The sequence below is a fragment of the Paenibacillus sp. 01T442 genome, from assembly GCF_056398345.1.
Genome location: NZ_JBFTPF010000064.1, coordinates 1 through 16284, shown reverse-complemented (window position 1 = coordinate 16284; position 16284 = coordinate 1). Strand labels below are relative to the sequence as shown.

The window sequence follows — 16284 nt, the reverse complement described above, 5'->3', positions numbered from 1 at the left end:
CGCTAAAGGGAGGGCATTCATGTACATACTTCAGAAATTGATACCCACGAATTGGTTTCGCAATCAACGCATTCGATATAAAATCATTCTCATTTATTTTCCACTGATCTTCGTGCCCTTATTTGTGCTGGGTTTCGTTTCGAACCAAGTGTATACGAACGCTATCGTCAAAAAAACGATCAAAAACGTGTCGGACAACTCCTCCCTCATCATTACCCGCATCACAGGCATGTTAACGAACGTGGAAAGCTGCGCGAATATGTTAACTATTAATCTCAACAAGGTGATCGTAGAAGACCCACAATCCTTAGCCGCTCCAGAAACCAGCCTGCAAATGTACACGCAAATCACGAATCAGCTGAGCTTTGCCTTGCTCGTTTTCCCCGATGTGCAGTCAGCCGCATTCATTGATACGAATAATCGAATCTATGGCTCGAATGTACTCATGGAGCGGAATCGGGAGTGGATACCCTCAAGCCCCATGCTAAAGCAAATTGATGCATCGAGCGGGAATAACATTTGGTTCCCGATGCAGCGCAGGGATTATTTAACCAACGGTTCGCAAGAAACAGTGATGACGTTAGGGAAGCGAATCGTAAACATATACACCGGACAGAAGTTAGGCCTGCTTGTGCTCAATATCAAAGAAAGCTCTTTATCCGCGATTTATCAGAAAATCGGTTCGATCCAAGATGGCAGCTATTTTATCGTGGATGATGAAGGTGTTGTTACTTCTTCGCAGCATCCAGAGGATGTGCTCCAAGAAGTGGCCAATCCCGAGATGAAGCTCTGGATCACCTCAAGCAAGCATGTTACCGATCCGACTTCTTTCGAATATGAGAAAACTCTTGTCGTGAGCTCCGATGTCCCTAGCTTTAGTTGGAAATTGATTTCGATGGCACCTCTTGCTTCATTGACGGCAGATACGCGCAAAATTACGTTACTCATCGTATTGCTGGGTATTGTCTGCCTCTTTTTTGCCCTTCTTGGCGCAGGCATGCTCTCCCAATTGATCGCTAAGCCCATTATGGGGCTCACGAAATACATGAAGAAGGTCAAGGAAGGCAGCTTGGATATCGAATTCCAAGTAAATTCAGAAGATGAAATCGGAATGCTGTCCTCTGGCTTTAATGCGATGATTCGGCGGATTCAAGAGCTATTGACCAACATTAATTGGGAGCAAAAGAAGAAACGGGAATACGAGCTTGCCCTGATTCAAGCTCAAATTAAGCCGCATTTCCTCTATAATACCTTGGATGTCATCTATACGCTGTCAGAAATGGGACGAGCACGCGATGTGCAACGGACAACGAAAGCATTGGCCGATTTCTATCGCGCTGCGCTTAGTAAAGGCCGCGAAACGATCACGATTGAAGAAGAAATTCGCAATGTGAAAGATTATTTATCCATCCAGCGTATTCGCTATTCCGATGTGTTTACCTATGAATTTGATATTCATAACGAAGTGCTGAGTGGTCAAATTCCGAAACTGACCATACAGCCGCTTATCGAAAACGCGATTTATCACGGACTCAAAACGAAAGGAAGTCTTGGACTTCTCAAGGTAACAGGCGAAATTGTCGATTCCAAAATAAAAATCATTGTCGCGGATGATGGCGTGGGCATGGATTCAGAGCGGCTCAAGGCCATTGTGAAAAAGACGGAATCTCCTCAGGAGGCTGTGGGATATGGCTTCAAGAATGTGAACGACCGTATCCAATTGTACTATGGAGATGAATATGGCTTACAAATTAGAAGTGAACAAGGACAAGGCACGGAAGTTACGCTATGGTTGCCTTTTAGGCGGGATGAGGAGTAGATGTGCATGCAGAAAATAGTAATCGTCGATGATGAATCGATTTTCCGAGAATATTTGCGTTCAGCATTAGACTGGGAGGCCTATGGCTTTGAACTTTGCGCCGAAGCRAAGAACGGGATTGAAGCCCTCGAGCAAGTTCAATTACATCAACCTGATATAGCGCTTGTCGATATAACAATGCCTTTCATGGATGGTTTGACCCTTACGGAGCAATTGAAAGAGCACTATCCAGCAACGAGTGTGGTCCTCATTACAGGACATAATGAATTTGACTATGCGCGCAAAGCGTTAAAGCTKGGCGTGGAGGATTATATCCTCAAGCCGTTCTCCAAAGATGAACTCATCCTAACGTTGCTTAAGCTGCAGAAAGAACACGAAAAAGCGCKGGAAGAAAGATCCACGCTCAAAGAAAATCAGCAAATGATGAAAGAAAGTTATTTGAACCATTTGCTTAGCAGTGACTATCACCATTCTCCTGAGGAAACAACGCAGAAGCTCCAGCAACTTGGGGAGTCATTCGCCTCCTCCTTGTTCGTTGTTGCGTGTATTGAAATTGACMATATGGATGTCAAATGGAATCAAGTGAGCGAACGCTTACTGTGGAAATATGCCGTGACGAACATTTTGAACGAAGCGATGGAGGAGACTGGACATCACCTTATTTTCAACGGGCCAGAAGGGCGGATTATTTGTCTGGTCGAGCACCAAGGGGTGRACGATCTCGAGGTTCCTGCGTTAGAGGGGTATGAGAAGCTTATTTTTTTGATCAAAAAATACCTGAAATTCACGATCACCATTGGCGTCGGTCGCAGTCAGTCTGGCTACATAGGCATTCGCACCTCTTATTTGGAAGCGCTGGAAGCTCTTCAGAACAAGTTCGTATTAGGAAACGACCGTGTGATCGCTTATGGCTCTAATGTGCTTGATTCTGGCAAGCAGGCGCTCTACCCGACGGAGATCAACGAAGAGCTGCTCGTACTCTTGCGCATGCATAATACGGAGAAAGTAGAAGATAAACTGGAAGAAGTTTTCCAGTCTATTCGTGAGCAACGATTGTCTTTGGAATATACCTATGTGATTTCCATGGGGCTAATTTCCGTTTGTCTCTCTTATATCACTGAGATGGGGCATCCCATCGAGGACTGCTTTGGCGAAGCCTTTTACCCCTATAGTGAAATCAAGCGGTTGGGTTCGATAGAGAGCACAGCGACATGGATTAAGGAGCTTTTCGCTAAGGCGATTCAATATACGAACAAGCACAAGAAGACGAGATCCTCGAAAATTGCCCAATCAGCCAAAGAGTATATCGAGGGTCAATACATGGATTCGGAGCTCCAATTGGATCAGATTGCCCAGCAGGTGTTCATTAACCCAAGCTATTTGCGGGCGATATTTAAGAAGGAAATCGGCATGACGGTAACGGATTATGTGACGCATGTGCGCATGCATAAAGCGAAGGAATTACTAGGCAAAGGCAACATTCGTTTGGCAGATATTGCGGAGCAGATTGGGGTTAATGACCCTAGTTATTTTAGCAAAAGTTTCAAGAAATTCTTCGGCTATTCGCCAAGTGAGTATGAGAATAATCGCATATAACGACTGCACACGAATGTGCGGATTTTACCAGAAGCCCTCAGTTATTCCATTATCACTGTGGGTTTTTGCCTCTATACTGAGGATGTAAAGAGGAGAAACGCACAAGAATTATTGGGAGGTCTACACATGAAAAAGATGGCAGTTACTCTCGTAAGCTTACTCGCGGCGACTAGCCTAGCAGCTTGCGGTTCCACAGAAACACCGAAAGAAACTACCAGCGCTGCCCCGGCGGCAACAACTGCAGCTACGACAGCACCGGCTAAGGCGGATGCAAAACCAGTCAAACTTAGAATTTATGCCCAATATGCAGATGAAGATACGAAAACACCTTATGACTATGCAGTAGCTGAATTGAAAAAGGAAATGCCCAACGTAGAGCTTGAGTTGGATATCCAAGCACAAGACGATGGACAGAAGTTAAAGACGTATGCAGCGACGGGGAATCTTCCCGACATTTTCCAAGCAGGGTTAGACATTATCGACACGTTCAAAAAATCAAATAACATCCTGATGTTGGATGAGTACGTAACCAAGTTTGGCTTCAAGGATAAAATGCAGCCGAGCGCAATGAACACACTGGTGACAGATGATGGTCACACGTATGCATTCCMGTATGCAGGGAACGAAGTAGCCCTGTTGTACTACAACAAAGATTTGTTCCAACAAAACGGCGTGAAAGTACCAACAACGTATGATGAAATGATGACGGCTGTTAAAGCATTCAATGCAAAAGGTGTAACGCCGCTTTCCATTTTTGCCAAAGAGAAATGGCCTTGCGTAGCGCTGTATGACATGTTCGTAACACGTGCGGATCCAGGCGGTATTAACAAATTGGATAAAGGTACGGCGAAAGCAGACGACGCGACTTACAAAACAGCTGCTGATAAAATTATCGAGCTTGTGAAAGCGGGCATGCTGCCTAAGGGCGCAACCAACTTGAACTATGACCAGGCAGCGGCACTTTACCATGAAGGTAAAGCAGCAATGTTCATTAACGGTCAATGGGAAATTGAAGCAGCAACCAAAGCGCTTGGCGACAAAGCCGGCTACATGTACTTGCCTGCAGCTGATGCAGCAGCCTATGAAAAAGGTAAAACAGCATTCAGCGGCAGCGGTGGTCCAGGTGGATATGCTGTATCCGCAAACACGAAAGATAAAGAGCTAGCAGCGAAAGTAGCATCGTTCATTTCCTTGAAATATGCTGAGTACAAGTTCACAAACCGCAGTAACCCGATTGTTGCAACGAAGGTAGACAAACCGATTGTGAAGCAGTTCCCTCCAATGATGGATCAGCTTTCCAAGGATATTCCGAAAATCACAAGCACAACCGCTTTCTCATGGGGCTTGTCCAATCCGAAGTTCAAAGCAGCACTTGAAGATGCAACTCAAAACCTAATGACAGGTAACTACACGTCCGATCAATTCATCAAAGATTTGAATAAAGCAGCAGTTACAGCGAAATAAATGTGATGCTATGACATGGGAGACTCACCCTGGAACGCTCCACCCCAGAGTGAGTCTTTTACTCTACAAGGGAAGTGATGACATGCGCAAATTCATGGGAAATAAAGTGGCGATTATGCTATTCACGCTGCCGGCTCTCCTTTTGTATACAGTGATCGTGTTTTATCCGATTCTACAAACCTTTTACCGCAGTACCTTCGAATGGGATGGCTTGAGCGAAGGCACGTTTATCTTTCTGGATAACTACACACGATTGTTTCAAGATAGTATTTTCTACACGTCCCTCTATAATGGACTCGTGTTTGCAGGCATCCTAGCCGTTGTGCAGATTGGGATCGGGTCTGTGCTCGCTTTTGCCGTAGCAGAGGGCTTCAAAGGGAGTAAACTTCTACGCATTTCCTACTTCATTCCGGTCGTACTTTCCATTACAGTCGTCTGTCAGCTCTGGTTGGCGATGTATAACAGTGAGTATGGTTTGATCAACAAAGTATTCGAAGCATTAGGAATCTCGTACCGTCAAGACTGGCTTACGAATAGCAAAACAGCGATCTTTGCGATTGCCTTCGTAAATGCTTGGCAGTACATGGGGTACCAGTTCGCGCTGCTTCTTGCGGCTGTGAAGTCCGTGCCAGAACAGTACTTAGAGGCTGCCCGTATCGATGGCGCTTCCAAAATCAAAGCACATATGAAAATTACAATTCCGATGCTGGCTGAGACGTACAAATTTTGCCTAGTCCTCGCGATTACAGGTGKGTTGAACGCTTTTGCTAACATGTTTATCATGACGGGCGGCGGGCCTGGTAACTCCACTTACACGTTGACGTACCTGATGTACCGTTCTGCTTTCCGTGTTGGTGAATTCGGCTATGGCAGTGCGGCTGCAGCATTCCTTGTTATTGAATGTTTGATTGTAACGTTAGCGATTAATAAACTCATTGCTCGTGAGCGAATTACCTATTAAGGAGGATGACAAATGAACGGTTTCATGAAATTGCGCAAAAAAAATCCGCTCCTTGGCATCCTATTATGGGTGTATGCGGGGTTATCGGTGTATCCGTTATTGTGGATGATTTTCTATTCACTGAAAAATAACAATGAAATTTTCGTTACGAATCCTTTCGGAATTCCAACACATTTTCGCTTCGAAAATTATGTGGACGCGTGGTCCAAATTTAATGTACCGCAGTACTTCAGCAACAGCTTGCTCGTGGCAGCCTGTACGGTCGTAGGCACGATTGTGCTCTCTGTAACGTTTTCTTATGCAGTAGCTCGCATGCAGTGGCGTTTCAAGGAAGTGGCAAGAATCTATGTAGTCATCGGGATGTTCATTCCGATACAAGTTATCATGATCCCGTTGGCTATTCTTGTTCGTGATTTCCACTTAGCTAACACGTATGGTGCACTCATTGTTCCTTATATTGCCTTTAATATTTCGTTCTCCAGCATGGTGTTTTACGGTTTCTTTCGTTCAATCCCGGTTGAGCTTGAAGAATCCGCCTGCATGGATGGGGCTAGCATCTACCGGACGTTTTACACCATTATTTTACCTATTATCAAGCCGGCAATGGCGACGATGGTCATTTTCGTTTTCTTATCCTCTTGGAATGAATTCACGATGGCACTCATTTTAATTACCAAAGAATCACTGAAAACCTTACCGCTAGGATTACTATTCTTCCAAGGTCAGTTTACGACAAACTGGGGTGCAATGGGGGCAGCGATGACGATTGCCAGCTTGCCAACTGTCTTGGTTTATATCCTCTTCAGTGAACAAGTTGAGAAGGCGATGACCGTAGGGTCCGCTGTGAAAGGATAATATTGGATATAAATGTTGAAATGACCCCATTTTGGGGTCATTTTTTGCATGAAAAGTGCTCTTTTAACCATATATCAATTCCCCTTATAAGTCCCATAAGATGATTCTAATTGACCTATGAGGCGCACTATGATAGTTTTCAATGGAGAGTAAAAATAGTGCGAATAATAGCAAAGCTTATCAATACATGCTGATGAGGTGGATTTTGTTGGAACTTCAAGTCTTAAACAGTCCTTTTAACCAAGAGCAAGTTGAATTGCTCAACCGCGTCCTACCAACGTTAACAGATACTCAACGTATTTGGCTGAGTGGCTATCTAACGGCTCAACAAGGTTCGACAAATTCCGTGGCAGCACCTGTTACTACCGTACCAACGGCTGTAGCTAGTCAACCTGTCATTTCCAAAGAAGTAACTGTCTTATTCGGATCCCAAACAGGTAATTCTCATGGCTTAGCCAAAAAGCTAGCGAAGAAGCTAGAAGAGCAATCGTTCCAAGTCACGCTTTCCTCTATGAACGATTTCAAACCGAACAATTTGAAAAAGGTTCAAAACCTTCTCATGATCGTTAGTACGCATGGCGAAGGCGATCCACCGGATAATGCGATCTCCTTCTACGAATTCCTTCATAGCAAAAGAGCGCCTCAATTAGAAGAACTTCGGTATTCCGTTCTTTCTTTGGGTGATACGTCGTATGAATTCTTCTGTCAAACAGGTAAAGATTTTGACAAGCGTTTGCAAGAGCTTGGTGCAAAATCATTAACTGAGCGTGTTGATTGTGATGTAGACTTTGATGAGCCAGCTGCGGCTTGGGTTTCTAGCGTGCTGGGTGCTCTGAGTGCTTCATCGGCTAGTGCTGTTGTTGGAGGTTCATCTGCTGCGGCTGGAAGTGCCCCTTCCACGGAGTCGGAATATTCCAGAACCAATCCGTTCCAAGCGGAAGTGCTTGAGAACTTGAACTTAAATGGCCGCGGCTCCGATCGTGAAACGCGCCATGTGGAAATCTCCTTAGAGGGTTCGAATCTGCAATATGAACCAGGTGACAGCTTGGGTGTATTCCCAGAGAATCATCCGCGTCTAGTTACTGAATTGATTCAAGCTATGGACTGGAATGCAAGCACGCCAGTTGCTGTAAACAAAAATGGGGAAGAGCGTCCTTTGCAAGAAGCGCTTACTCGTTACTACGAAATCACTACATTGACGAAGCCTTTGTTAGAGCAAGTTGCAAAGCTTTCTTCAAACGAGAAGCTTCAAGCACTTGTTGCCCCTGGCAATGAAGCTGAGTTGAAATCGTACATCGCTGGCCGCGATTTATTAGATTTAGTGCAAGACTTCTCCTTACAAGGTGTGTCTGCTAGTCAATTCGTAGCTGTGCTTCGTAAACTGCCTGCTCGTTTGTATTCCATTGCTAGCTCATCCAAAGCCTCACCGGATGAAGTGCACATCACTGTACGTGCGGTTCGCTATGAAGCGAATGGACGTAATCGTTATGGTGTTTGTTCCGTACACTTGGCAGAGCGTGCACAGTCAGGTGCTGCGTTGCCGGTTTACATTCAGAACAACCCGAATTTCAAGCTTCCTGAGAACCCAGAAACGCCAATTATTATGATTGGACCTGGTACCGGCGTAGCGCCATTCCGTTCTTTCCTTGCAGAGAGAGAAGAGACGGGTGCAGATGGTAAAACGTGGTTATTCTATGGAGATCAACACTTCGCTACAGACTTCTTGTACCAAGTTGAATGGCAGCGCTGGTTGAAAGACGGCGTTCTAACGAAACTAGACGTAGCTTTCTCCCGTGATACGGATCAAAAAGTATATGTACAGAATCGTATGTTGGAGAAAAGCCGCGAGCTGTATCAATGGCTGCAAGAAGGCGCTGTTGTCTATATTTGCGGTGACGAGAAGAAGATGGCACATGATGTGAATGCTGCGCTGCTCACGATTCTTGAGCAAGAGGGCGGATTAAATAACGAAGAGGCCGTGCAATATTTGGCTAATATGCAACAGCAAAAACGTTATCAACGGGATGTTTATTAAAACGGGATCCCCGCGATCGCGAGAGGAGAAAGCTCAAGATGTCAGAAAATAATTTACTATCGAAGAATAGTGCGCCGCATAGTGATGTTGAACAAATTAAAATCCGCAGTAATTATTTGCGCGGAAGTCTAGAAGAAACGCTTGAAAATCGTATCACCGGTTCCATCCCCGAGGATGACAACCGTTTGATGAAATTCCACGGCAGCTACATGCAAGACGATCGTGACTTGCGTAACGAACGTGCGAAGCAGAAGCTAGAGCCTGCCTACCAGTTCATGCTGCGCGTACGTGCTGCTGGCGGTATCGTAACGGCTGACCAATGGTTGATGATGGATCGTGTAGCTCAGAAGTATGCGAATGGCACCATTCGTCTTACAACGCGTCAATCCTTTCAGTTGCATGGTGTAATCAAATGGAACATGAAGAAAACGATTCAAGAAGTTAATGCATCCATGCTAAGTACGCTTGCTGCATGTGGCGACGTGAATCGTAACGTGATGTGTAACCCTAACCCCTACCAATCCGAAATTCACGGCGAGGTATATGAGTGGGCGAATCGCATCTCGAACCACTTGGACCCACGTACGAGAGCGTACCATGAGATTTGGTTAGACGGCGAGAAAATCGTCGATAGCCGCGACGATGAAGAGCAAGAACCAATCTACGGACCTGTGTATTTGCCTCGTAAGTTCAAGATCGGTATCGCAGTTCCGCCATCCAACGATGTAGATGTATATTCGCAGGATCTTGGTTACATCGCGGTTATTGAAGATGGCCGTTTGGTGGGCTTTAACGTATCCGTCGGTGGCGGTATGGGGATGTCTCACGGTGATGTCAAAACGTATCCGCAAGTTGGTCAAGTGATCGGCTTCATCAAGCCAGAGCAAGCTGTTGATCTAGCTGAGAAAACCGTCATGATCCAACGCGATTACGGTGATCGTTCCGTTCGTAAACATGCTCGTTTCAAATACACAATCGACGATCGCGGTATTGAGTGGTTCGTGAATGAACTACAAACGCGTCTAGGTTGGAACCTTGAGCCAGCTCGCGCCTTCCATTTCGAATCCAACGGAGATCGTTATGGTTGGGTGAAGGGCAGCAATGGCAAATGGCATTTCACAATGTTCATCCAGAACGGCCGCGTGATGGATGATGGAGACTATCGTCTGATGACAGGTCTTCGTGAAATTGCTAAGATCCATAGTGGTGATTTCCGACTTACGTCGAATCAGAACTTGATCATCGGCAACGTGAGCGCTCAGAAAAAGAAGAAAATCGAAGAGCTGATCAAAGATCACGGCATTACGGATGGTCTACACTACTCCGCATTGCGTAGAAATTCGATGGCGTGCGTTGCATTCCCGACTTGCGGACTCGCAATGGCGGAATCGGAGCGTTACCTACCTTCTTTGATTACGAAAGTAGAGTCAATTCTTGAAGGTGTTGGCCTTCGTGAGCAGGAAATTACAATTCGGATGACAGGTTGCCCGAATGGTTGCGCACGACCAATGCTGGCTGAACTTGCGTTCATCGGTAAAGCCGCGGGCAAGTACAACATGTACCTTGGTGGCGGATTCGCAGGAAACCGCTTGAATAAATTGTACAAAGAAAACATTGGTGAGTCCGAGATTTTGGATTCCTTGCAAACGATCATCCCTCATTATGCCAAAGAGCGTCAAAATGATGAACACTTCGGTGACTTTGTCATCCGCGCTGGCTACGTGAAAGAAGTTCGTTCGGGTCAAGATTTCCACGCATAAAATGGAAAGAGCAGTTCGAGTCGTTCGCGACTTGAACTGCTTTTTTTCTACCACATAAGAATTTATAATTAACCGATACTCGGAAGAACAAATTCTTATTGGCGATAAAAACAACATTTAAAACGCGGTCGCTCATCCTCGAAGTACTTCGATAGAAGTTTTTCTCAATGCGAAACAGATGGAAAATCTCCATCTAATTCCTTCGATTTTTCTTCGAAAAGGAAAATAACTGGAAAAACTCCAGCTATTTCGGTCATTTTCTGCGATACTAACAGAAATCCCAAAATTAGCTGGAGTTTTTCCATCTAAATGTAGAATACGGCTGATTTACATGAAATTAGCTGTATATTTTCCAGTTAAAGCTGAGCCTGAAGCTCGGAATGGAGCCGACAAACAGGCTGACGCAACGGGTCGAGGTAAGTGGAGTGCCTCTCACTGTCACAGTACAGCGCTCTCGCTCATAAAGCACTTACCTGTTCCCGCTCTCAGTAACTCATTCCCTCACTAATCTCCTCACTGTGCCMCCTTGCTCACCCAAAACGTCACATTATCCCCAACCAAGCCCTTGGTTCCTGCTTTTGGTTCCTGTTTCGTTACTGTGCCTTTGGCCTGCGTGCTTGTTTCAATGACGAAGTTGTAGTGAAGTCCAGCAGCAAGCGCCAATTGTTCGGCATCCGCTTGCGTCTTGCCGACCAGATTAGGTACTTCAGTTTCCTCGGTACCTTCATTCATACTCGTTAGCTTAGCATTTGGTGTGGCGCTTGGGCTGACGGTTGCCATCGGTGTGCTTGTTGGCGTAGGAGAGATGATGACGACGGTTTGAACAACTTTTGGCTCTGGCCACAGATACCACACGGAGACAATCCCTATCACGAGAGCTGAAACGGACCCTAACGCAATCAGCTTAGCTGAACGATTAGAACGAGTATGACTCTCATATTGAGCCGCTTGCAGTACTTCCGTTGATTCCTCAGGGATCAGCTCATCCTGTATTATGCTTTTGTTGTTAGGGACAGAAGGAGGTAAACTCCGCAATCCGAAAACGAGCGACGATAACGAGGATTGCCCATGACAAATAAATTTGATGAGGCGAATTAATGCTAATTTTTGCTCTGTCGTCGCACTTGGAATCGAAGCGCGCTCCAGACTCGTATGCATAACCTCGAATGTATCGGAAATCGTTTCGCTCCCCGTAAGCAGCTGAATCATTAAGCGGCAAAGCCCAACGGCTCCCTGCTCTTGAGGTTCATCTACCTCCCAATAGTTGATGACGGAAAGTTTATTCTGATCGGTTAACCATAAATTATCTGGACGTACGGAAAAGCCTGTAATCTTGTCTTCCATAGCATCCAACAGAGAAACTCCTAAGTCGCTAATGATCGCGACAACAGCGGCATAGGTCCATTTGCGTTTGAACATGGTATGGGCAAACAGCGAACCACTTTTTGCTTGTAAAATAATGGTGACGGCATCCTGAGCGATAGATGTATCCAACATGTGATGAAATCCATCGTGAATAAACGCGGCTTTATCCTGAAGTGAGCTTATGTAATCGACACCGAGTTGATTGTGACGAAGCGCTTTACGATACAGTAATACTTTGCGAGTCAGAAATACATCATCACCATAATGGAGAGTTCCATGASGGAAAGAGACGATTTGTGTACTTGGCACGTATCGTGTACCTATTCGATCGGGCATGGAATAACCATCCTCTCTGGCGTGTATGATTGGTTTACTCTTTATTATAAAGGATTCGAAGGCAGATAGGAATTTAGGAGTACTCGTTATAAAAAATCACATAATTAAGTGAAAAATTTGTGGAATTTTATCAAAATAGTTCGAATTGCCTGTATTTTGATAGGATTCGTTGTAAGATGGGTCCATAAATTAAGTTTCGTGTCAGGATTGTTGACGCAAATGGAGGCGTGGATCAGGATGAATGATAACCGTATGGATAAAAACTTGACTTCAACGTTGTTTAAGCCTGCGATTTACCTATTGAATAGACTTAGGTACCCGCATAAATTTTTCCTTATAGGTTGTGTATTCGTAATTCCGATTACGCTGTTAGCCGAACAATTATTAGCTGGGACAACGCAAAATATGCGTGGAGCTAAACTCGAAATGTCAGGTATATCTGTTCAACGTGAATTGGGTGAATTGTTGATCCGATTGGATCAATTCGGACAAAGTTTACCTTCGACGGACGGTGTCCAACCACCTGATAAGACAGATTTGAAACAAGTGCAAGTACACATTGATCGTACCATGTCGTGGTTGAAAGCGGAAGTGGAGCATGCCAAGACACCATTGCTGGAAGAGAAATTTGTTTCAGGTATCTTGGAGCAGTGGCAATCGATTGCTTCGAGTGTAGATGGGTTAAGTCAGAAGTACTATGAACTTCAACATGAGCAAATGGAACAACAGGTGATTCAACTCATACATATCGTAGAGCAGAAGGCGAAGCTGGATTTGGATCCTGAAGAAGGCACGAGTGCCCTCATAGACTTTACTGTACATCTTTTTCCTGCATTTTGGAATAATCTTGAGAAAATTGAGCGAAAAGGGATTGAAGTTGCTGCTCGTCGGTCTATCAAAAACCCGGAGGAACAAGAGGAATTAATCCAAATAAGTGGTGAAGGACAGTCTATTTTAACAGAGATTCAATCGTTTGGGGAACAACTCCATAAGCTAAATGCTGAGACTGCCTCCACGAGTCTTGCTTTGCATGAAAAGAGCGTATCGTCTGCGCTTGTGACAATCGAAGCATTGAATGAAAAGCTAGTCAACACGGGTGTTATTCAAATTACGGCGAATGAATTCGCGGCTACATCACGTTCATCCAAAGAAGCAGCGATTGCTCTGTATACGCACCAGCTTAGTTTGTTAACGGAATTACTACAACAGCGTGTGGATGCTTATACGAGAAGTTTAGTGATCGACGCACTTATTGTGCTGGGTATACTGCTGCTAGCTGCGTATTTATTTATTGCCTTTTATATAGCTGTGAAAAAGGGGATTGACGAGCTAGCTCGAACTTCACAGCTTCTCGTACAAGGAGATATGACAGTCCGTGCCCAATCCTACTCTAGGGATGAATTTAGCAGCGTAGTAAACGCCTTTAATCACATTGCAGATAGCTTCACAGGTGTTATTCGCCAGAGTCGACTTGTGGTTCAGCGAGCTTTCGACTCGTCGAAGCAGCTTCAATCGAATGTGAAGGAAACCTCCGCTGATTCGAGGGCTATTCAGTTCATCATGACGAATATGGCGCAAGGTTCGGAAGTCTTGATGAAAGGTTCAGAGGAAACCTCATTTGCCATGAACGAGGTGGCTACTGGCGTACAACGCATTGCAGAAACATCCTCATTCGTCGCTGAAGCTGCCAACGAAGCTGCGATCGAAGCAAGACAAGGATTTGAAGACATGAGCCTAGCGGTACACCAAATGTCTTCAATCAAAATGAAAGTATCTGAAACAGCAGCAACGATCTCGGAGCTTGTTGAATTATCTACGCAGATTGATCGAATGCTTGATGTGATCACGGATATTTCTGAGCAAACTCGACTACTAGCATTGAATGCTTCCATTGAAGCGGCAAGAGCTGGTGATCATGGTAGGGGCTTTCAGGTGGTTGCTACAGAGGTAAGGAAGTTAGCTGATCAATCGAGTGAATCTGCCAAGAACATTGTTCAGTTGATTGCGAAAGTGAAGAGCAGCTCCAAATCCGTTGTAGAGAAAGCACAATTGGAGATTGCCGAAGTAGATAAGGGGAGCTTGCTTATCGCAAAGGTAGGCATCGTATTTGAATCCATCTTGCAAGCTGTTGATCAAGTAGCGGAGCAAATTCAGGAGGTTTCAGCGGCTTCTGAGCAAATATCCGCGAGTACACAGCAAGTATCCGCCTCGATGGAGGATAGTGTTCAGATTTCGCGGCAAGCAACTTCATATACACAAGATGTTACCTTGTCACTACAAAAACAAGCAGCCTCGACCATGGAAGTCGAGCGCTCCTCAACAACATTGAATCACATCTCCGAGGAGCTTCTTCACGCATTAACCCATTTTCAACTTGATTAATACGTATGTCATAAACCTTTCATTGCTGACTGCCACAGCGATGAAAGGTTTTATTTTACTAGGATTATTCTATGCGTAAGCGGATCTAAATGATATGATAGAGCAATCATGTTTTTACAAATTAAACCAAAATGAGGAKGGAAAATGTTGAAAAAGGTCGCAATTTTGGGTGGCGGTGTTGCTGGACTGAGTGCTGCTCATGAGCTGATCGTACGAGGATATGATGTGTCTGTTTACGAGTTTAAGAGTATTCCAGGCGGAAAAGCAAGAAGTATGCCTTATGTTGGTAGTGGAAAAGGTGGACGTAGGGATTTGCCAGGTGAACACGGCTTTCGTTTATTCCCGCGCTTTTATCGACATGTCATAGATACGTTGAAACGAATTCCTTACGAAAATAAAACCGTTTACGATAACTTAATGGAAGTAACGCGATTAGATATCGCTACCAATACAGCGCCACTGCAGCCTCTCCCTGCCAAAATCGTAGTCAACAAAAATAATATAGCTTTAGCGAAGGAATTGATCAATCATAAGCTGGGCCTTACAAAAGAAGATTTAGAACAATATGGTCGGAAGCTTTGGCAAGCTATGACGAGCTGTGAAGAGCGTATACGTGAGGAATATGAAATGATCGATTGGTGGGATTTCATAGAGGCGGAGAAGCAATCTCCTGCATTCCAGAATATATTTGCAGGATTCACCAAAACGTTGGTTGCCTGTCAGTCCAAAGTCGCAAGTACGCAAACTGTAGGGCCTGTAGCCGCTCAAATGACGCTTAATCTGTCTACGCCTGGGACGAGCTTCGTGCGTCTCTTGAATGGGCCAACGAATGACAAATGGATATACCCGTGGTTGACGTTCCTTCAGGCGCGAGGCGTGGACTATCATTTAAATGCTAAGGTTGAGCGTATCCATTGTGTTGACGGAGTTATCCGCAGTGCGGAGATTACGGAGAACGGGGAAACGATCCATATTGAAGCAGATTACTATATTGCTGCGTTCCCTGTTGAGGTGATGGGACCTCTCATTACAGAGGCTATGCTCGAGGCGGATCCGTCTCTTCGAGGGGTTCAGAGGCTCGTGGAATCGGTCGCTTGGATGAACGGCATTCAATATTATTTGAAAGAAGACGTCCCCGTAACGCATGGACATGTGATTTTCTTGGATGCACCATGGTCATTGACTTCCGTTTCCCAGAAACAATTTTGGCCTGATGTGAATTTAAGTGAGTACGGTGATGGCAGTGTCAAAGGGGTGCTCTCCATTGATATTTCGGATTGGGATGCGCCAGGCATTCTATATGGTAAACCGGCGACCCATTGCACACCGGAAGAAATTAAGGAAGAAGTCTGGGCTCAGATGAAACAAAGTCTGAATGTAGATGGTGCGGTTATTTTGAGGGACGAGATTCTTCATTCCTGGTTTTTGGATAGTGACATTCAATATGATGAAGTGGCACAATCTTGCACGAATGAAGCTCTTCTGTTTATTAATCGTGTCGGTACTTGGGAAGATCKGCCTGAAGCGTACACGGGCATTCCGAATCTCTTCTTAGCGTCTGATTACGTGCGTACAAACACGAATCTAGCGACGATGGAAGGAGCTAATGAAGCAGCGAGACGAGCGGTTAATGCCTTGCTGAAACAAGAAGAATCAACAGAGAAGCCTTGTGAAATATGGGACATGTATAAATTCKAGATGGGTAATATCK

At 45.0% G+C, this 16284-nt stretch carries 10 protein-coding genes; 9 read left to right on the top strand and 1 reads right to left on the bottom strand.

Annotated elements, in window-relative coordinates:
• Window positions 1-19: 19 nt before the first annotated feature.
• The 7 genes from AC1DLM_RS28295 to cysI all read left to right on the top strand — a co-directional run bounded on the left by AC1DLM_RS28295 (window position 20) and on the right by cysI (window position 10490).
• Window positions 20-1819 carry a sensor histidine kinase gene (locus AC1DLM_RS28295; protein WP_441990376.1) on the top strand — a complete coding sequence of 600 codons (1800 nt, stop codon included), beginning with the start codon at window positions 20-22 and terminating at the stop codon, window positions 1817-1819.
• A 6-nt stretch (window positions 1820-1825) separates the two neighbouring features.
• On the top strand, window positions 1826-3415 hold the full coding sequence (locus tag AC1DLM_RS28290; protein ID WP_477571829.1) for a response regulator: 1590 nt from the start codon (window positions 1826-1828) through the stop codon (window positions 3413-3415).
• Window positions 3416-3541: 126 nt separating this feature from the next.
• On the top strand, window positions 3542-4879 hold the full coding sequence (locus AC1DLM_RS28285; protein ID WP_477571828.1) for an ABC transporter substrate-binding protein: 1338 nt from the start codon (window positions 3542-3544) through the stop codon (window positions 4877-4879).
• Between the two features lie 82 nt (window positions 4880-4961).
• Window positions 4962-5840, top strand: coding sequence for a carbohydrate ABC transporter permease (locus AC1DLM_RS28280; RefSeq protein ID WP_477571827.1), 879 nt, complete (start codon window positions 4962-4964; stop codon window positions 5838-5840).
• 12 nt (window positions 5841-5852) lie between these two features.
• Window positions 5853-6695 (top strand): carbohydrate ABC transporter permease, encoded by an 843-nt coding sequence (locus AC1DLM_RS28275; RefSeq protein ID WP_441990372.1) that lies wholly within the window; start codon window positions 5853-5855, stop codon window positions 6693-6695.
• A 208-nt stretch (window positions 6696-6903) separates the two neighbouring features.
• A complete protein-coding gene (locus AC1DLM_RS28270; RefSeq protein WP_477571826.1) occupies window positions 6904-8730 on the top strand; it encodes an assimilatory sulfite reductase (NADPH) flavoprotein subunit in 1827 nt (608 codons plus the stop codon).
• A gap of 38 nt (window positions 8731-8768) precedes the next feature.
• On the top strand, window positions 8769-10490 hold the full coding sequence (gene cysI / locus AC1DLM_RS28265; protein ID WP_441990370.1) for an assimilatory sulfite reductase (NADPH) hemoprotein subunit: 1722 nt from the start codon (window positions 8769-8771) through the stop codon (window positions 10488-10490).
• Window positions 10491-11003: 513 nt separating this feature from the next.
• Here the strand turns inward: cysI and AC1DLM_RS28260 are convergent.
• Window positions 11004-12191: a PASTA domain-containing protein gene (locus AC1DLM_RS28260; protein ID WP_477571825.1), complete on the bottom strand. Its 1188-nt coding sequence runs from the start codon at window positions 12189-12191 to the stop codon at window positions 11004-11006.
• Between the two features lie 237 nt (window positions 12192-12428).
• On the opposite strand from AC1DLM_RS28260, the gene AC1DLM_RS28255 reads away from it, so the two are divergent.
• Window positions 12429-14573, top strand: coding sequence for a methyl-accepting chemotaxis protein (locus tag AC1DLM_RS28255; protein WP_477571824.1), 2145 nt, complete (start codon window positions 12429-12431; stop codon window positions 14571-14573).
• Between the two features lie 144 nt (window positions 14574-14717).
• A partial coding sequence (locus AC1DLM_RS28250; RefSeq protein ID WP_477571823.1) for a hydroxysqualene dehydroxylase occupies window positions 14718-16284 on the top strand: 1567 nt, incomplete at its 3' end.

What these genes read in the sequence shown, in the direction of transcription:
- AC1DLM_RS28295 (WP_441990376.1), top strand. Translation starts at nt 20, where the DNA reads ATGTACATACTTCAGAAATTGATACCCACGAATTGGTTTCGCAATCAA.
- AC1DLM_RS28275 (WP_441990372.1), top strand. Translation starts at nt 5,853, where the DNA reads ATGAACGGTTTCATGAAATTGCGCAAAAAAAATCCGCTCCTTGGCATC.
- cysI (WP_441990370.1), top strand. Translation starts at nt 8,769, where the DNA reads ATGTCAGAAAATAATTTACTATCGAAGAATAGTGCGCCGCATAGTGAT.
- AC1DLM_RS28255 (WP_477571824.1), top strand. Translation starts at nt 12,429, where the DNA reads ATGAATGATAACCGTATGGATAAAAACTTGACTTCAACGTTGTTTAAG.